This is a genomic window from uncultured Algoriphagus sp. (genome assembly GCF_963974835.1).
Classification (GTDB): domain Bacteria; phylum Bacteroidota; class Bacteroidia; order Cytophagales; family Cyclobacteriaceae; genus Algoriphagus.
Window position 1 is genome coordinate 68,192 of record NZ_CAXBET010000009.1, and the last position, 19,081, is coordinate 87,272.

At 39.9% G+C, this 19,081-nt stretch carries 16 protein-coding genes; 12 read left to right on the plus strand and 4 right to left on the minus strand.

What is annotated here, in order from left to right; translation table 11 throughout:
- Positions 1 to 220: 220 nt before the first annotated feature.
- From AACZ73_RS16380 to alaS, 3 genes are read right to left on the minus strand one after another with little or no spacing between them, the layout of a single operon-like run.
- A complete protein-coding gene (locus tag AACZ73_RS16380) occupies positions 221 to 1,318 on the minus strand; it encodes a TlpA disulfide reductase family protein (RefSeq protein WP_339879501.1) in 1,098 nt (365 codons plus the stop codon).
- Between the two features lie 15 nt (positions 1,319 to 1,333).
- Entirely contained in the window at positions 1,334 to 2,794 is a 1,461-nt protein-coding gene (gene gatB, locus AACZ73_RS16385; protein WP_339879502.1) for an Asp-tRNA(Asn)/Glu-tRNA(Gln) amidotransferase subunit GatB, read from the minus strand.
- A gap of 21 nt (positions 2,795 to 2,815) precedes the next feature.
- Positions 2,816 to 5,440 carry an alanine--tRNA ligase gene (alaS, locus tag AACZ73_RS16390; protein WP_339879504.1) on the minus strand — a complete coding sequence of 875 codons (2,625 nt, stop codon included), beginning with the start codon at positions 5,438 to 5,440 and terminating at the stop codon, positions 2,816 to 2,818.
- Between the two features lie 285 nt (positions 5,441 to 5,725).
- Here alaS and AACZ73_RS16395 point away from each other — a divergent pair, with 285 nt between their 5' ends.
- The 4 genes from AACZ73_RS16395 (at position 5,726) to AACZ73_RS16410 (ending at position 9,198) form a co-directional block, all read left to right on the plus strand.
- Entirely contained in the window at positions 5,726 to 6,832 is a 1,107-nt protein-coding gene (locus AACZ73_RS16395; RefSeq protein ID WP_339879506.1) for an alanine racemase, read from the plus strand.
- A gap of 77 nt (positions 6,833 to 6,909) precedes the next feature.
- Positions 6,910 to 7,488, plus strand: coding sequence for a GDP-mannose pyrophosphatase NudK (gene nudK, locus AACZ73_RS16400; RefSeq protein ID WP_339879508.1), 579 nt, complete (start codon positions 6,910 to 6,912; stop codon positions 7,486 to 7,488).
- An 83-nt stretch (positions 7,489 to 7,571) separates the two neighbouring features.
- Positions 7,572 to 8,216, plus strand: a complete 645-nt coding sequence (locus tag AACZ73_RS16405) for a DUF2306 domain-containing protein (RefSeq protein ID WP_339879510.1) — start codon at positions 7,572 to 7,574, stop codon at positions 8,214 to 8,216.
- Between the two features lie 28 nt (positions 8,217 to 8,244).
- Positions 8,245 to 9,198, plus strand: a complete 954-nt coding sequence (locus tag AACZ73_RS16410) for a CorA family divalent cation transporter (protein WP_339879512.1) — start codon at positions 8,245 to 8,247, stop codon at positions 9,196 to 9,198.
- A 78-nt stretch (positions 9,199 to 9,276) separates the two neighbouring features.
- Here the strand turns inward: AACZ73_RS16410 and AACZ73_RS16415 are convergent, their stop codons facing one another.
- Positions 9,277 to 9,864, minus strand: a complete 588-nt coding sequence (locus AACZ73_RS16415) for a hypothetical protein (RefSeq protein ID WP_339879513.1) — start codon at positions 9,862 to 9,864, stop codon at positions 9,277 to 9,279.
- 565 nt (positions 9,865 to 10,429) lie between these two features.
- Between AACZ73_RS16415 and AACZ73_RS16420 the strand changes: the two genes are divergently transcribed.
- The 8 genes from AACZ73_RS16420 (at position 10,430) to hisC (ending at position 19,079) form a co-directional block, all read left to right on the plus strand.
- On the plus strand, positions 10,430 to 11,626 hold the full coding sequence (locus AACZ73_RS16420; protein WP_339879515.1) for an alpha/beta hydrolase-fold protein: 1,197 nt from the start codon (positions 10,430 to 10,432) through the stop codon (positions 11,624 to 11,626).
- A 63-nt stretch (positions 11,627 to 11,689) separates the two neighbouring features.
- Entirely contained in the window at positions 11,690 to 12,550 is an 861-nt protein-coding gene (locus tag AACZ73_RS16425) for an alpha/beta hydrolase-fold protein (protein WP_339879516.1), read from the plus strand.
- Between the two features lie 26 nt (positions 12,551 to 12,576).
- Complete coding sequence (locus AACZ73_RS16430) at positions 12,577 to 13,737, plus strand: alpha/beta hydrolase-fold protein (protein WP_339879518.1); 1,161 nt, start codon at positions 12,577 to 12,579, stop codon at positions 13,735 to 13,737.
- 120 nt (positions 13,738 to 13,857) lie between these two features.
- Positions 13,858 to 14,328, plus strand: coding sequence for a DinB family protein (locus tag AACZ73_RS16435; RefSeq protein ID WP_339879520.1), 471 nt, complete (start codon positions 13,858 to 13,860; stop codon positions 14,326 to 14,328).
- Between the two features lie 130 nt (positions 14,329 to 14,458).
- Complete coding sequence (locus tag AACZ73_RS16440; RefSeq protein ID WP_339879521.1) at positions 14,459 to 15,553, plus strand: hypothetical protein; 1,095 nt, start codon at positions 14,459 to 14,461, stop codon at positions 15,551 to 15,553.
- A 268-nt stretch (positions 15,554 to 15,821) separates the two neighbouring features.
- Entirely contained in the window at positions 15,822 to 16,682 is an 861-nt protein-coding gene (gene hisG / locus AACZ73_RS16445; RefSeq protein WP_339879523.1) for an ATP phosphoribosyltransferase, read from the plus strand.
- 37 nt (positions 16,683 to 16,719) lie between these two features.
- A complete protein-coding gene (gene hisD / locus AACZ73_RS16450) occupies positions 16,720 to 18,015 on the plus strand; it encodes a histidinol dehydrogenase (RefSeq protein WP_339879525.1) in 1,296 nt (431 codons plus the stop codon).
- Complete coding sequence (gene hisC, locus AACZ73_RS16455; protein ID WP_339879526.1) at positions 18,012 to 19,079, plus strand: histidinol-phosphate transaminase; 1,068 nt, start codon at positions 18,012 to 18,014, stop codon at positions 19,077 to 19,079. The genes hisD and hisC overlap by 4 nt, the downstream gene beginning before the upstream one ends.
- The last annotated feature ends 2 nt before the right edge of the window (positions 19,080 to 19,081 follow it).

Sequence of the window (19,081 nt, forward strand, 5' to 3'; positions counted from 1 at the left end):
TTAAATAAGAATAGCTTTAAGATTGTTTTTCTTTTGAATCTTTTCAGTAGATTTGTCTTGGGTGATAAACAACTTTTGCTATTCCTTTTTCAATGACACGATTTTTAAAGGAAGGACTGTTTGGTACTTTTTCTTCCTTCCTTTCATGTTTTACTTATCCACAAAAAATCCTTCTGGAAATTCCAGAAGGATTTTTTGTGGATATTAGTGAATGCTTTTTCTAGTCAAAAATTTCCTCAAGTTTGGCTCTTAAGCTTGGCCCGCGTAGATCTTTTCCTATAATTTTCCCATCAGGGTCAATCAGATATGTCGCAGGGATTGCATCGATCTGGTAAAGATCTGCCGCAACAGAATTGAAATACTTTAGGTCGGAAACTTGTGTCCAAGTCAATCCATCCTCGGCTATAGCCTCTACCCAATCTTCTTTGGCTCTGTCTAAAGAAACACCGAAAACTTCAAAACCCTTTTCTTTATATTGATTGTAAAGCTTTACCACATTTGGGTTTTCTTCACGACAAGGTTTGCACCATGCAGCCCAGAAGTCAATCATTACATATTTACCACGAAGATCAGACAGCTTTACAGTTTGTCCAGCTGGATTTGGAAGTTCAATTTCCGGAGCTATTTGTCCCATAGAAAGTGCCCTCATATCATCCAATTGCTGCTTAAGTTGAATAATTGTCTTTGTCTCTGGATACTTTTCGTCGAGTTTGGCAACAAGACTATCCATAAACTGAAATTCATTTTTCGGATTCAATAAGCCGATTGCAGCTAATGAAGCAAAACTATCGCCCATGCTATTAATAACTTTCTTCACTTCAGTAGATTGGTTACTCTCTAATGCCATTGCATCAGTTTGAATCTTTTTAATCTCTTCAGTATTGTTGTCACCCATTGCTTTGTAATAAGCCTCATTGAGTGCATTTACTTTTGCCTGATATTCTTCCATCAGTTTTTCGATTTTCAGCATTTCCTGGCTATCCTTGGAACCTTTGATAGCTAGACTTTCTGGTTCAGAAAAATCGTAAGTAACTTCTACATCATCTTTAAATAGGGCTAATCTCACAGACTTTTGACTGTAAAGGTTTAACTCATAGAAAGTTGGAGAATCCACAGCTACTTCATAACTGAACTTACCTTTGTCGTCCAGCTGAAGGGTATCCAAAACTTTTGGTCGACTATCGGTAAATTGAGATAGTATCACAGCTCCCGCAGGTGCATTTTCTATAGTTCCTGAGATTTGGACCTTCCCATCATTCGTCTGCTTTTCCTCGCATGAGAAAAAGGATAACAGAGCAAGTAGTATGATTACGTTCATTCGATTAAGCATGGGTTATTTCTCTAATAATTCTGTCAATAATTTTGTAGCGACTTTAGGATCAGCTTTACCTTTGGATTGTTTCATCACTTGGCCCATAAATAAGCCCATCAACCCTTTTTTGCCTGATTTGTACTCTTTCACCTTCGCAGCATTTGCAGACAATACTTCTTCCACAATTGGTTTTAGAGATGATTCGTCGCTCTCTTGAATTAGGTTCAGACGCTGCGCTATTTCTAACGGTGATTCTGTAGTACTCTTGAGCATCTCGGGATATAGATTTTGAGATGCTGCCGTATTGCTTACTTTTCCTGCATCGACCAAAGTGATCAATGCTGCTAAGGAATCCGTACTAATGGGAAAATCTGTAATGGTAACCGATTGTCCGTTTAAGTACGATTTCAGTGGACCCATCATCCAGTTAGACGCTGCTTTATAGTTTTGGGTTTTGGAGCAAAGCTCATCAAACCACAAAGCAACTTCCTTTGCCTCCGTCAAAAAGCTCGCATCGTAGACTGGAAGGCCATATTCATGCACAAACTTCTTGTGTAGATCTCTCGGCAAAACGGGCATGGTGCCTTTAACAGCATTCAGCCATTCATCGGAAATCACTACAGGACTCAAGTCTGGCTCAGGGAAATAGCGGTAATCATTCAAATCCTCTTTGGTACGCATACTGGCAGTGAGTCCGGTATTAGCATCAAAAGTTCTGGTTTCGGAGATCACCTCTTCACCTGCCTCTATCAAACCTATCAGACGCTCATGCTCATGCTCTATAGCACGGAAAACATTGCGGAAGGAATTCATGTTCTTCACTTCCACTTTTTTTCCCAACTCGGTTGAGCCCTTCAACATCACGGAAACATTGGCATCGCAGCGAAGCGAACCTTCCTCCATATTGCCATCACAGATTTCAAGGTATTTCACCAGCTTTTTCACCTCAGCAAGGAAAGCATACGCCTCCTCTGGACTATGAATATCCGGTTCAGTTACGATTTCTATCAGTGGAGTACCGGCACGATTGAAATCCACCAAAGTATCAGCCTCTTCCGCTAGGTGAATCGATTTGCCAGCATCTTCTTCCATATGCACGCGATTCAGAATCACATCCTTTTTGCGGCCGTCAGCTAGCTGAATTGGAACAGTCCCTCCTACACAGATAGGACCTTTGTCCTGAGTGAGCTGGTAGCCCTTTGGAAGATCAGGGTAAAAGTAATTTTTGCGGGCAAAGACATTATGTTTGGTAATTTCAGAATTACAAGCCAATCCCATCTTGATGGCATAAGCAATTGCCTTTCTATTTACCTTGGGCAGAGTGCCAGGGTGTCCAAGAGTGATAGCAGAAATCTGAGTATTTGGAGCTTTTCCATACTCATTGGCATCAGCGGCAAACATCTTACTCTCAGTCAAAAGCTGCGCATGCACCTCAAGACCGATCACTAACTGATATTTATTCTTTAATTCTTCACTTAGCATCCGCGCTTGTTTTTCTGATTTCTAAAGATATAACTCCTTGGCTTTGGTTACTACATTTTCTAGTCCAGCTAGATTTTTTCCTCCAGCAGTGGCAAAAAATGCTTGACCACCCCCTCCACCTTGGATTTCCTTAGCTAGTTCTCTTACTATTTGACCAGCATTTAGATTTTTGCTTGAAATTAATCCTTCGTCAATAATAACAGCGATTTGTGGTTTATCATCGACTTTGGCAGCTAAAATCACAAAAGCATGCTCCATTTCATTTTTCAGCTCATAAGCCAGTTTCTTTAAAGAATCCGCATTTGGAAGTTCCACTTGGGCTATCAAGGTATTGATACCTTCACCAGCTTTAAACTGCTTGAGCAATTCGACTTTCACGCCAGAAGCTTTCTCCAAATGCAAAGCCTCAATTTCTTTTTTTAGATCATTCCTCTCCTCAAGCAAAGACTCAATTGACTTCATCAGATCCTTGGGATTCTTCAGCAATTCCTGAATTTCCTTCACCAAGCTCTCCTGCTTACGGAAATATTCCTCAGCAGCCTTTGCTGTAATAGCTTCGATTCTTCGGACACCGGACGCGCTGGAACCTTCAGAAACGATCTTGAATAATCCAATCTTACTAGTCTGAGGCACGTGCGTTCCTCCACAAAGTTCTACGGAGAAATCTTTATCAAATGTAACCACACGCACAAAGTCTCCATATTTTTCTCCGAAAAGCGCCGTAGCTCCTTGACCTCTTGCTTCATCTATCGGCACATTTCTTTGCTCTAAAAGCGGAATATTCTGTCTGATTTTCTCATTTACTATATCCTCAACTTTTGAGATTTCCTCATCGGTTAATTTGCTGAAATGAGAGAAATCAAAGCGAAGCAAATTCTGATTCACTAAGGAACCTCGCTGCTGAATATGATCTCCAAGAACCTCTTTCAATGCAGCCTGAAGCAAATGCGTAGCTGTGTGATTATTCTCGGTTAAAAAGCGTTTTTCTGCATCGACTTCAGCACCGAACTGAGCTGCTGGATTTGCGGGAAGCTTTTCCACAAAATGAACGATCAAGTCATTCTCCTTCTTTGTGTCAATTACTTTGACTGTTTCGGTATCAGAAATCAGCACACCTGTATCTCCTACCTGACCTCCACTTTCTGCATAAAATGGAGTTTTATCCAAAACTAACTGATACTTGTCGCCTTTCTTATCGGAGATCACGCGATACTTTATAATCTGAGCGTGTGCTTTGAGATAGTCATAACCCACAAATTCAACACCGTTATCTTCGTTCACGATGACCCAATCGCCAGTTTCTGATTCGGATGCTGCGCGGGAACGAGTCTTTTGCGCTTCCATTTCCTGCGCAAAGCCTTTCTCATCCAATGAAAGTCTGCTTTCTCGGGCGATCAATGAAGTTAGATCCAGCGGAAAACCGAAAGTATCATAAAGTTCAAAAGCTGTTTTGCCTGGAATTACATTTTCACCTTTCTCATTCAATTCAGCCTTAATCTGATCTAGCATTTTCAAGCCGTTATCCAAAGTACGAAGGAAGGAAGTTTCCTCTTCGAAAATCACTTTGGATATAAACTCTTGCTGCTGCCTCACTTCAGGGAAAATATCTCCGAAATTATCAGCGATCAGACTTGTCAACTCATATAGAAACGGTTCGTGGAAACCTAAGAAGGTATATCCATAACGAACAGCTCTTCTCAGGATTCTTCTAATTACATAGCCAGCTTTGTTATTGGATGGCAATTGCCCATCGGCGATGGTAAAGGAAATCGCACGGATATGATCCACGATCACTCGGAATGCAATGTCAGTCGGCAAATCTTCGCCGTAGACCTTGCCTGATTTCTTTGCCAAAGCAGCCAAGAATGGTGCAAATAAATCCGTATCGTAATTGGATGTTTTATGCTGGATAGCTCTTACCAATCGCTCAAAGCCCATTCCTGTATCCACATGGGTAGCAGGCAATGGCTTCAAAGATCCATCTGAAACTCTATTGAACTGCATAAATACCAAATTCCAAATCTCGATCACTTGTTCGTGATCGTTGTTTACCAGATCCTTACCTGCTATTTGAGCACGCTCTCCATCCGGTCTTAGGTCAATGTGAATTTCCGAACAAGGTCCACAAGGTCCGACATCGCCCATTTCCCAGAAGTTATCCTTCTTGGAACCCATAATAATACGGTCCTCCGGAACTATCGCTTTCCAAAGATCATAGGCTTCCTGATCAATACTTAGGTTATCGCCAGAATCGCCTTGGAATACCGATACATATAATCTGTCTTTATCAAGTCCATATACCTCAGTCAATAATTCCCAAGCCCACTCGATTGCCTCTTTTTTGAAGTAATCTCCAAAAGACCAGTTGCCTAGCATCTCAAACATGGTATGGTGATAGGTATCTACTCCAACTTCCTCGAGATCATTGTGCTTACCGCTCACTCTAAGGCATTTCTGTGAATTGGCGACACGGGAATATTTAACTATTTCATTACCTAGAAATGCGTCTTTGAACTGATTCATTCCCGCATTTGTAAACATCAGGGTTGGGTCGTTTTTGACCACAATAGGTGATGAAGGAACGTAATGATGCTGTTTGGATTGGAAAAACTCAATAAAGGTGCTCCGTATTTTCTTTGCTTCCATGAAGGTTTTGAGGCAATTAAGAATGCTATTTAGGCCGATCTACAGCCATTTTAATTGGGTGACAAAATTAACAGAATTGATGGTGTTACCTGCATTGGTACGAGAATTTCTCACTTCTGAAAATCTCCCGCAACGGTGCCAATGAGCAATTTCAATTATGTCTAATTTGGAAAATTATAGACATATAAAAATAATTCCACTCATCGGTAATCTCGTAAGTCGTATTTTTCACTTCATAAATCTTTACTACTTTCAATAAAATTTTTAATAACTCAACAATTACTAATGAGCTACCTTGATCAAATATCCTCACCTACATTACTTCTTGACGAAAAAATCTGCCGTGCAAATATCAAACGTATGGCCGATAAAGCTGCACGTCACGAGATGAAGCTTGTTCCGCATTTCAAAACCGCCCAATCTCATCAAATCGGCGATTGGGCAAAGGAATATAATATTACCGAAGTGACTGCTTCCTCGATTAAAATGGCAGAATACCTGACAGGGCAAGGTTGGGTGAATATACATATCGCATTCCCATTCAATCCTCTTGAGATTCCAAAGCTTAATAAGATTGCTGAAAGACAATCCATTTCAGTCCAACTAATTAATGCGCCAACTGCACAAATGCTGGTGGATCAATTAGAACATCCCGTTGGTTTTTTTATTGAAATCGATGCTGGATATGGCAGAACCGGTGTTGAAGTATCTGACTTCGGTTTGATCGAAGAGATCTTACTGATCGCCAAAAAGTCGGACAAACTTAATTTCAAAGGCTTTTATCTACATGCAGGTCACTCCTATTACATGCCGGATATTCCGGCGCTTTATGAGCAAACCAGAAATGCACTCAGCATGCTGAAGCATAAATACAATTCCGAGTACCCTAAGCTGGTAACGCGAACTGGAGATACTCCTGGCTGTGCAGTGATGGAGGACTTTGGTGATATCGATGAGATGGGCCCAGGTAATTTTGTCTTCTACGATTTGATGCAAGTGGAACTGGGTGGATGCGATAAAGAAGACATCGCTGTTTGCCTAGCGGTACCTGTGGTTGATATCAAAAAAGATAGAAAGGAAATTCTAGTTCATGGTGGCGGAGTGCATCTGGCCAAAGATGTCTTGGTAGGTGAAAATGGCCTGAAGAATTTTGGGGAAGTGGTCTACCTTAATGAAAACGGTTGGACAATTCCTGAGGAAAAATCCTTTCTAAAAAGTATTTCGCAAGAACATGGCATCATCAAAGCTTCCGACGAATTGCTCGCCAAAGTGAAAGTTGGAGATCTTCTTGGAATACTTCCTGTCCATTCTTGTATGACTGCGGATTGCATGGGAGAATACATGACACTAGATGGAAAAATGGTGGATCACGCAGAGGGAAGTCGTCAGTAAACAGTTTCAATTTTTAGTAAATTTTCAAACAAACCCAGACAGCAACTCTGGGTTTGTTTTTAGCAAAAGACTAAACCATGATCAAAGACATCAAACTTTTAAATACTGAAGTGCTCTCAGACAATTGGTACACACTTCGTAAAATCACTTTTCAATTCACCAAGAATAATGGTGAAATCATCACGCAGGATCGTGAAGCGTATGACCGGGGAAATGGCGCTACCATCCTTTTATATAATCAGGAAAAGAAAACAGTCATTCTCACACGACAATTTCGCCTTCCTACTTATATAAATGGTAATGAATCCGGGATGATGATCGAGGCCTGTGCTGGACTTTTGGACAAGGATAATGCAGAAGATTGTATACGCAGAGAAACTGAGGAAGAAACTGGCTATGTAGTAAAAGATGTGAAAAAAGTCTTCGAAGCTTATATGTCACCGGGATCAGTTACCGAGATTCTCCACTTTTTTATCGCTGCTTATTCCAATGATATGAAAGTAAGTGAAGGAGGCGGAGTAGATCATGAAGAGGAAAATATCGAAGTGTTGGAAATTCCTTATGAAGAAGCGCTAAAAATGATAAATACCAGTGAGATCAAAGACGCTAAGACGATTATGCTAATTCAGCATTTGAGGTTGCAGGGGATTCTTTGAGATTGTTTACTTAACTTTATTTTCAGACCCATTATGTCCTGGCCTACATTCCCAAATATTCTGAGTTCAACTAATTATCTTCCGTGAAAACTATAGTTAAAAAGATACGATGGTGGGTGTTTTCATTACTGTGCATCACTATTGGCCTTTATCCTATCTTATATTTCATCGTCGATAGAAACTTTGGATTACTCCAATCCAAAGCTGCAGAATTACTCACCAATCCCACTTGGAATACTGCATTCTACACTCATATAATTTTTGGAGGTCTTGCATTATTGATTGGTTGGACTCAGTTTCCTAAAAACTTTAGAGATAGAAACAGAAAGATTCATAAGAAAATCGGAATGGCATATGTCACTTTTGCATTCTTGAGTAGTGTTTCTGGAATTTATATAGCGCTATTTGCCACTGGCGGAATGGTTAGCATAGTAGGATTTGTTAGCTTGGGAATTGTCTGGTTTGTGACCACGATGATGGGATGGCTTACTGCCAAAAAACATGATTTTGATTCACATGAAAACTGGATGATCTTTAGCTATGCTTCATGTTTTGCTGCTGTGACTTTGAGAATCTGGCTTCCAATTCTGATCACCTTACATCATGGAGACTTTATTCCTGCCTATCACATGGTAGCTTGGCTATGTTGGCTTCCAAATATGGTGGTCGCGTTTTGGATAGTCAAAAGAAGGAAAGTTGAAAATAATTTAAACTTAAATATGGGTTGAATTACCATTTCAAACTTAATAAACACCCATGATCGAAATCCTCCTCAAAAACAAAAAGTCAATTAAAGCTCAAACGGTAAACGAGCTATCAGTTTCTGAGCTTGATTTTCATATCATGCAGTTTCTCGATCACAGCAATTCCGATTTGAAATGGCTGGAGCAGAACTATGGACTTGATTTCACTATCATGAAGCATTTTGAGGATATAGAAATCAGCTCACATTTTTTGGAAAATGAATCTCAGGCTGCTTTTCACTTTTCTATCCCCTACTTTAATAAGGATAAAAAATTAATTGAAGAGCCGCTTTTCATAATCATTTCCCAACTTGGGCTATTCCTTTTTAGCAGTTCAAACCTGGATGAATATATCAATGAGATTTATCCTGGCAAAGTCTCTACACTTCGTAAGACTTCTAGCTTGAATGATATTTTCAAATTTCAATTTGAATTTATCTCTGATTATTTCGCAGATATAACCGAAAATCTGAGCAGAAAGATAAAATTCCTTGCAAATGATGTGCTGATAGAAAAGGAATTTTCCCGTGATGTCATGGATATCATTACCCATAATAACTTCAATAACCTATTGATTAAAGAGGCACTTATAGAAACTACGCGTGTGTTGAGGCTGTATCTAAAAAGTGACTGGGAGAAAAAAGCAGATTTAAAAGAAAGCGTGAGAGCTGAACTGAATGACCTCACAGCAATTTCCGATTACATCCAATTCAACTTTGACAGGTTGGACGATCTGAAAGAAAATGTCTCGAATAAGATTGACCTTGAGCAAAACCATATTTTTAAAATGCTTACTGTCGTCACGGTGTGTATATCTCTCCCAACTTTTATTGCCGGCGTTTATGGAATGAACTTTCAAAAAATGCCTGAGTTGACCTATGCTTATGGATATCCGATTATATTGATTTCGATGATTTGCTCTGCAATACTGCCTTTCATATACTTCAAAAGAAAAAAATGGCTGTAAACGGCTTCTAATTATGGCACATAAAAAAGCCCTGATTTGTAGACCAGGGCTTGTGGTTATAGTTGGTTTAGACTTCTCTTAGAAGTATAGCGTTTTTACTCTTCCTTTAACGTCCTTTACTTCCATAAAGACATCGTCTGAATTAAATCCTGTAAAAGAAAAGTTCTTAATAAATCCTTCAGGCTGATCTATTTGCTCTTCGTAAATTACTTTTCCTGAATCAGCAGAATAGACTTTCACATTTACTCCTGGTTCCAAAAGACCGACTACTGCAAGTCTAACTGTATTCTCGTTTAGAGCTTTACCGTAAGCCATCAAAGGAAGATCAGAGGAAGAGATTGGTTTTTCTTTTGTTTCGACAGTATAGACTACCTCTTCATTATTGGTCTCGATACGTACTTGATATTCACCTACAGGAAGGCTTTCCAAATCGTACGGAACCATCACATTTTCATCTTTAACATATACTCTTTTACTGTTGAGATTTCTGCCATCCAGAGTAAGGATAGAGATTTTGGCAGAACCGACACCTTCTTTAAGAGTTACATTTACTTTTTTATAATTAGAATTCACTGTGGAAAGTTCTTTCAAATCTTCGCTTGCGTTTGCTGCGAATGCGCTAAAAGATAGGGCGCCTACTAGTGCTACTGTTAATAGAGATTTCATAATTTGTTGGTTTAATGTTATGCTTTCCTTTATGCTAAGCTCGTACCAAGAATGGATTGTGCTCTTCACCAACAAGCTTTTAAATATTTATTTTTTAACTTTATTAACAGATATTCAGAATTAAATTCCGAATCGATCACAATTTTTTAACAAAACTTGTACAATAAATGGTCACTATCTTGACCGAGTGTATTACAAGCGGACACATTTAGGCTATTTCTCCGGATTTTAAAGTTGCATGACTGATGCTTTGTTAAGGAAATTTAATTTTGAAAATAGCTTGAAAAGATTGTTTTCATTCTTGTGGCATTTTTATTCATGTACACTTCCGAACACATTTTGTCCGATAGGATTCATGTAGCCGAACTAATCCCGGACAAGAGCTAATTTCCTAGCATCATCACTTAATAGAATTCTTACCTAAAGCATTTCATAGAAATGTAAAATTTAACTACCTCCAAGATCGGTTTTTTGGAAAAAAGGTAATTATTGCAGTAATTGTCATCGTGACACAATAGATTTTATTTAAATAAAAAATTAACTGTAATCCCAAAGAATCCTTTTCATGAAAAGAAATTTATTACTCTCCTTCCTAACGATTTTCCTTATTGGAATGAACGCTCAAGCTCAGGAAGCTTTATTTGGCGCTCAGCAAATTACCTCACCGGAAATCCATGAAAATAGTACAGTCACATTCCGGATTTTCGCACCTTCAGCCAGCACTGTTCACGTAACGGGAGATTTTCTTTCGACTGTGAAAATGGAAACTCCTATGGGAGAAATGGATGGCCCAGGTAAGGCCGAACTCACCAAAGATGATAAAGGCATATGGTCTTTCACGTCTGAAATGCTTTCACCGGAATTGTACAGTTACTCCTTTATAGTCGATGGACTAAAAACAACAGATCCCAATAATCCTTTTCTGATTCGTGATGTAGCATCAGTTACCAATGTTTTTATAGTTGGAGAAGGTCAAGCAGCATTATACCGTGTGAAAGATGTTCCGCATGGTACTGTAGCACGTCGATGGTATGATTCCCCTGGATTAGGAATGGATCGCAGACTGACGATCTACACTCCTCCAGGATACGAGCAATCGAATGAAGAATTTCCTGTTCTTTACCTTCTGCATGGCGCAGGTGGGGATGAAGAAGCCTGGATAGCTTTGGGCAGAACTGCTCAAATCATGGATAACCTGATAGCACAAGGGAAAGCTAAACCAATGATCGTGGTAATGCCTAATGGCAATGTAATCCAAGATGCTGCCCCAGGTGAAGGAAATGAAGGTATGTACAAGCCGGCGTTCATGATCCCGAAAACTATGGACGGAACGTATGAGGGAAGTTTTAAAGACATTATCAAATTCGTAGAAACCAACTATCAGGTGAAAGCCGATAAAGCTCATCGCGCTATCGCCGGTCTGTCCATGGGTGGCTACCATACGATGCATATTTCTAGATATTATCCAAATACCTTCGATTACATGGGGCTATTCTCCGCTGCTATCATGCCTCGGGAAGATGCTACGAGTAATGTCTACAGCGATATTGATGGAACGCTAAAAACTCAGATGGACAATGGCTACAAACTCTATTGGATTGCAATAGGCAAAACTGATTTTCTCTATGATGCCAATAAAGAAAATAGAGCCAAATTGGATGATATGGGTATGCCTTATGAATATGTGGAATCTGAAGGTGGTCACATCTGGAGAAACTGGAGAGTTTATCTTACACAGTTTGCTCCACAGTTGTTCCAATAAAACAATAGCCTGCGACTCGAGTAATGCGCAGGCTATTGTTTGTATAACACAAATCCACTGATCATGAAAAAATTAATCGCTCTGCTATTTCTTAGCATTTTGGCAAGTCAGGCAATTGCTCAAATGCCTGCTGTAGGTAAAATGGAATACGCTTCCATGCCAAGTGAAATATTAGGTCAAGACCGGGAGTTTGCAGTTTACTTACCCAAGAACTACGCAAATAATCCAGATAAAAATTATCCAGTGCTCTACCTCCTGCATGGCGGCGGAGATACGCACACTGCTTGGCCTGAGAAGGGACATCTAGCTGCAGCTGCCAATCAGCTCATCGATTCGAAGGAAGCAACTGAGATGATTATCGTTTGTCCTGAAGCTGGAAAAGTCCATATGAATTATTTCAATGATTCCGAATGGAGATACGAGGACTACTTCTTTGAAGAATTGATTCCTTATATAGAATCCAACTATCGAGTAATCGCTGACAAAAACCATCGGGCCGTAGCTGGATTATCGATGGGTGGTGGTGGTTCATTAGTGTACGCGCAGCATCATCCTGAAATGTTTAGCGCTGCTTATGCGATGAGCAGTTATATGTATAGAATGGATCTGCCTTTTCTCGACCGCAATGATCCGGAAACAGAGAAACGTCAAAAAATTGTAGAAGACAATAACACAGTGAAAATGCTACTTAATGCGTCTGAAGAGGATGTTGAAAATCTCAAAACGGTGAACTGGTTTATCGATTGTGGGGATGATGACTTCACCTTAACTCCTAACCTTGAATTTATTGCGGCCTTACAAAAGAAAAACATTCCGTTCCAACTTCGAATTAGAGATGGTGGACATACGTGGGAATACTGGAATTCCGCACTTTACATCGCTCTCCCTCATATATCAAATGTATTTAGGGAACATGCACACTAATGCTTTCAATAAAATAACCCAAAATCATGAATCTAAAATCTATTAAACTATCGATGGCTGCCATTCTTTTATTTGGCAGTTCATACGTAACAAATGCGCAGGAAATATCTGCCATGCAAGCCCCGCAAGTCGTTTCCCCAGAAATTGGTGCGGACAACTCAGTAACTTTTCGGGTGTTTTCTCCAGACGCCAACAAAGTAGAACTTAATGGGAGCTGGATGGGGTTCCGCGATAAGTTACCTTTGACTAAAGCCGAAAATGGCGTTTGGGCAGTGAAAATAGACCCATTGGAATCCTCGATGTATCATTACAATTTTTTCATCGACGGAGTATCAGCGATTGATCCTACCAATCCTGAAGCACTCAGAGATGGAACTAGATATGCTAGTTTGCTGATCGTGCCTGGCGAAGGATCAAAGGTTTTTGAGCTGAATGATACTCCGCATGGAAATTTATCGAAGGTTTGGTATGAGTCACCATCTTTGGATAGCTATCGAAGAATGTATGTCTATACTCCCCCAGGGTATGAAACCGACTCACAAAGCTATCCAGTCTTATATCTATTGCATGGTGCCGGTGGAGATGAAGACGCATGGTCAGCACTTGGTAGAGCAAACTATATTTTGGACAACTTAATTGCCGAAGGTAAAGCAAAGCCAATGCTAATTGTCATGACCAACGGAAATGCATGGCAGACCAGTACTTTAAAAAATAAGTCTGGAATTGGAGCCATCACCCGAGAAAATTATGCACAGTTCCAGGGAAAATTTGAAAAGAGTCTGGTTGAAGACGTGGTACCTTACATAGAGAAAAACTACCGTGTTATCAAAACCAAAGAAGGAAGAGCTCTTGCAGGCTTGTCAATGGGCGGAGGCCACACAATTACTGCGACGATAGAATACCCTGGAACTTTCGATTACATAGGTGTATTCAGTTCTGGTATTTTCGATGCAAATGCAGACATGGCTGCTTTGGAGGAAAAATTCAAAGCTTTGAAAGCTAGTGGAGTGACCAAATACTGGGTGGCCTGTGGAGTCGATGATTTTGTAATGGATTCTAATAAGCGTTTGCTTTCAATTCTGGAAAAAACAGATTTTGAGCACGAATACCACGAAAGTGCAGGCGGGCACACTTGGGCAAATTGGAGAGATTACTTAGCTATTTTTGCACCGATGCTGTTTAAATAATACCTACAAAACTGAAATCGAAGTGCAGTCAAAGCTGCACTTCTTTTTTTTACACTGATTTTTATTCGAAAAGTTAGTTTCTTAGATTAAGCATATCTAACACCTAGTGAACTTAAACTAATGAAGGAATCACAACGAATCCAGAGCCTTTTTGCTAAACAGTACAACCAAGATCCATGGTTGGGAGTAAATTTTGTGGATAAACTAGCTCAGCTTTCTCCCAATCAGGCTGCCTTTAAATTTACTCCCGACGCCAATTCCATCTGGGAAATTTTAAATCATCTCATCAGTTGGCGAGAAATGGTTCTTGAAGGCATTCATGAGAAAAAATACACCAGCCCAAGTCATAATTTTTTCCTACCTATATCGGAACCATCTCAGATAGAATGGAAAAAGACATTGGATCGACTCAATCAGTCGCAGGATTCTTGGCTGACCTATTTGTCAACTATGGATGAGGCCATTTTCGATGAGCAGTTCAATGATAAAAACTACACGTATTATGAATTGATACTAGGTGTATTGCATCACGACATCTATCATCTGGGTCAAATATCATTATTGGCAAGATTAGTAAGTGTGCTGCGGTAAGAATTCTGACAATAATTTATTCAGAATAATCTTAGAAAGAAATTCATTTGCTTTAAATCGTCAAATCAGCGGTGAACCATTATAGATTTCATTTGATCTAACTTTTAAATGGGAAAGTCGTTTTCCAAGCATGAAATATTTTCTGTTGACTGTAGTTAGTATTGCAATTTCAGTGGGCATCTGCGTTGGTCAGGATATAATTTTAAAATTGAACCCTGAGAAGAACCCAGTTGAAAGCCGTAATTATCAATTTGAAAAAGCGATAGATTCCAGAATTGACAAATCTCTTGGCTTTCTTCACGATGCGCAGCGAAATAAACATATTCTGACTTTCGGGGAAAATTTTGAAAAGGAAGTGCTACATTTTTATAACTCAAAAATTAAAACCTCCTCATCTCCAAGTCACCGTATATTGGTCAAAATCTATTCTCTGGATTTAGAAGAAATCTATCTGACGGATCGCAGAGCCTACAAGGGGGAGGTGGAATTAAAACTGGGCTTCTTCTTAATGAGCGAACAAGACCCTATTAATCTGGTGGATTTCAGCAGCAAATTCAACTATACAAGATCGTCTTCTCAGAGCCAAACCATTGAGCCATCTATTCAGAAACTATTTGATAACAGCTGGCAATACTTCGATGATTGGATAGGCTCACAAAGTCTTAGCAATCGCCTACTGGCTAAGTCAATACGGCTGAATATTCTGGATCCTATCAGAGCAAGCGACTCAGACACGGTATTCTATGATCCGGATAGACCATTGACTTGGGATGATTTTATTGGGCCAATTACACCGCGCAGTTCGTATAACGCTACTATCTTCAGTAGCATGTCTATCGCAGGAAATGCCGCTATCGTAAACGGAGAGATAGTACAGACGATAGATATCAAAGTATATATGATCCCAGATCAATCTTGGGTAAAAGATGCGAACGCATATGCCAATAACCATGAGCAAAGGCATTTTGACCTTACCCGGATAGCTGCTGATAGAATGATAATAAAATTGAATCAGATGGACAAAGAGCCCTATTTGTTCGAGGCGACTCTTAACGACATTTATTTGGATGCTTACCGGGAAATGAATCATTTGCAGGACTTTTACGATGGTCAGACGCGGAATGGTATCAATAAAGATATTCAGGCAGATTGGGATAAAGCTATTTCAGACGCCCTGAAAGGCAATTATGAAATTTTGGAATCCCTCATGGAAAAAGGTAACTAAGCTAAAGCTCAAAATACCCAACGTTAATTTTCAAAAACGTGACTGCTCATTTGCATTTCCTAAATGACCTCCTATCTTTGCCAATGATAATGGAAAACACCAATAGAAATATTGATTTTTTGGCAACAGCACATCAAGGCAACTTGATGCACCATTTCCATCATTCCTCCTGAGGAATATTTTTACACACCCGGTGAAGCCGATGATAGGGATTCCGCTTTTCCCCAAAATACTTACAATCTTTTACTTCTTAGCGTAACTTACGACCATGGAAAAAATAATCCGTATTGCTGTACAAAAAAGCGGCAGATTATCAGACGATTCACTGAGCCTCATCAAAGAATGCGGCATCAAATTTTACAACGGAACAGGTAAACTCAAGTCTACCTCCACAAATTTCCCAATTGAATTCTTGTTTCTTCGGGATGACGACATCCCAGGATATGTTGCAGATGGAGTAGCTGATTTGGGTATAGTGGGCCAAAATGAGGTAGTAGAAAAAGACAAAAATGTCACTACTCTCAAGGCTTTGGGATTTTCAAAATGCAGACTCTCTTTAGCTATCTCGAAAGGTCAGGAATATTCAGGAGTGGAATTTTTCGAAGGAAAAAACATAGCCACCTCTTATCCTAAAATCCTCGGCGACTACCTCAAAAGCAAAAACATCAATGCCGATATTCACGAAATCTCCGGGTCTGTAGAGATTGCTCCAAGCATTGGCCTGGCTGAAGGAATCTGCGACATTGTAAGCTCCGGTTCCACGCTCATGATGAATGGACTTAAAGAAGTGGAGGAAATTTTCAAATCTGAAGCAGTTCTAATTGCAAATAATGACCTGGCCGATTGGAAAAAAGAAATCTCTGACAAACTGCTTTTTAGAATCAATGCCGTTCAAAAAGGTAAAAGCAGCAAATATGTTTTGCTAAATGCTCCAAACGAATCTATTGAAAAGATCACTAATTTGATCCCTGGAATGCGAAGTCCAACTATTTTGCCATTGGCACAGAAGGGATGGTCCTCTGTCCATTCAGTGTTAAACGAAGACCAATTCTGGGAAAACATCGAGGAACTCAGAGCTGCAGGTGCAGAGGGAATTCTCGTCGTGCCAATTGAAAAGATGATTCTTTAATTGCGTCAAGCAAAACTTTCTACTTAACGTCAAACAAATGAAAATCCTTGACAACCCCGCTAAGGATACTTGGAAAAAGCAACTGGCCCGGCCTGCCTTTAAAACCAAGCAGATAAATAAAATCGTAAAACCAATCCTGCGCAAAGTGAAAAGAAATGGCGATAAAGCCCTTTTCAAATTCGCAATGGAATACGATCACGTGGAATTAGAATCCTTATTTCCCTCTGAAATAGAAATCCAAGCTGCTTCTGCAGCATTATCTCCGGCTCTAAAAGAAGCTATTGAAGTAGCAAAATCTAATATCGAGCGATTCCATATGGGTCAGGCTACTCCTGAATTGATCGAAGAAGTGATGCCAGGAGTAGTGTGTAGCAGAAAAAGCGTTCCAATCCAAAAAGTAGGTTTGTATATACCTGGTGGTACAGCACCACTTTTCAGCACCGTATTGATGCTAGGAATTCCAGCAGTCTTGGCAGGATGCAAGGAGATTGTACTTTGCTCTCCGCCAAATAAAGAGGGTAAAATTCATCCCGCGATACTTTACACAGCAGCACTGATTGGGATTACCAAAATTGTCAAAGTTGGTGGAGCTCAGGCTATTGCAGCTATGACTTTTGGAACTGAAAGCGTACCAAAGGTGGATAAGATCTTTGGCCCTGGAAATCAATTTGTGACAGCTGCCAAACAAACGTGTACCAAGTACGGTGTGGCGATAGACATGCCTGCAGGTCCATCAGAAGTTTTGGTGTACGCAGATGATTCTGCTAATCCAGCATTTGTGGCGGCAGACTTACTTTCCCAAGCCGAGCATGGTGTGGATAGTCAGGTTATTTTGGTTACAGATTCGGATAAATTTGCGAAGCGTGTCATCAAAGAAATGGATGAACAGCTGGAGGATTTACTCAGAAAGGATATTGCAAAAAAGGCTTTGTCAAATTCCCGTGCGGTAATCATAGACAGCCTGGAAGAAGCTATGGAACTAATCAACTTCTATGCTCCAGAGCACCTTATCATCAGCGTAATAGATGAAGATAAAGCAGTAGAAGCAGTATATAATGCAGGGTCCGTTTTCATAGGTAATTATACTCCCGAATCAGCTGGCGACTATGCATCAGGTACGAACCATACTTTACCGACCTATGGGTACGCCAGAAATTACAGCGGCGTATCTCTTGATAGCTTTGTAAAGAAAATTACCTATCAGAAGATAAGTCCTGAAGGCTTAAAAAATATAGGACCAACCATAGAAATCATGGCAGAAAATGAACTGCTGGATGCACACAAAAACGCCGTATCAATAAGACTCAAACATCTCAAAAAACTGAAGAAATGAAGTTTGACTTGACCCCATTACTCAGACCACACATCGCGAACCTTCAGCCTTATACATCCGCCCGTGATGAATATACCGGCAAGGAAGGAATATTTCTTGATGCAAATGAAAACCCCTATGGATCTATTACAGATGAGGATCATAACCGCTATCCAGATCCCTATCAGCTTGAATTAAAAGCTGAAATAGCTAAAATCAAACATGTAAAACCTTCCCAAATATTCTTGGGAAATGGGTCTGACGAAGCAATAGATTTGCTCTTCAGAGCATTTTGTAATCCAGGTATAGACAATGTAATCCTGCTACCTCCTACCTATGGGATGTATGAAGTCAGTGCTGGCATCAACGACGTGGAAACCCGAAAAGTCCCACTCACAGCAGACTTCCAAATACAGACAGATCTAATACTACGAACTGTGGATAAAAACACAAAGATTATTTTTGTCTGCTCACCAAATAACCCAAGCGGGAATAAAGTAAATAGAAAAGATATTCTTCGTCTATTAGGAGAATTTAATGGGTTAGTAGTTGTGGATGAAGCTTACATAGATTTTAGTGATGAGCCGAGTTTCACTACGCATTTGGGTGAACATGGTAATCTTATTGTAATGCAGACTTTTTCCAAAGCTTGGGGGCTTGCATCATTGAGACTTGGGATGGCATTTGCGAGCAAGCAATTGATCAAAATACTGAATCGTATCAAGCCTCCGTATAATATTTCCGGACTTACACAGCAGACTGTTTTAGCATCTATTCAAAAGGTGGATAAGGTAAATTCCATGATAGCAGATATGCTACAGGAGCGAGAATTTCTCAAGAATGAGTTGAGCCAACTGGATTTTGTAGAGAAAATCCATCCTTCGCATGCAAATTTCCTTTTGGTTAAAATCCCAAATGCAAGTCATGTGTACGATGATTTAATAGAAGAAAAAATTATCGTAAGAAACCGGTCCAAAGTTCAACTCTGTGAGGAATGTCTTCGGATTTCTGTGGGAACAAGATCTGAAAATGAGGCCTTTATCAAAGCTCTGAAGAAAATCTATACAGAAAGCTTTAATCTATAAAT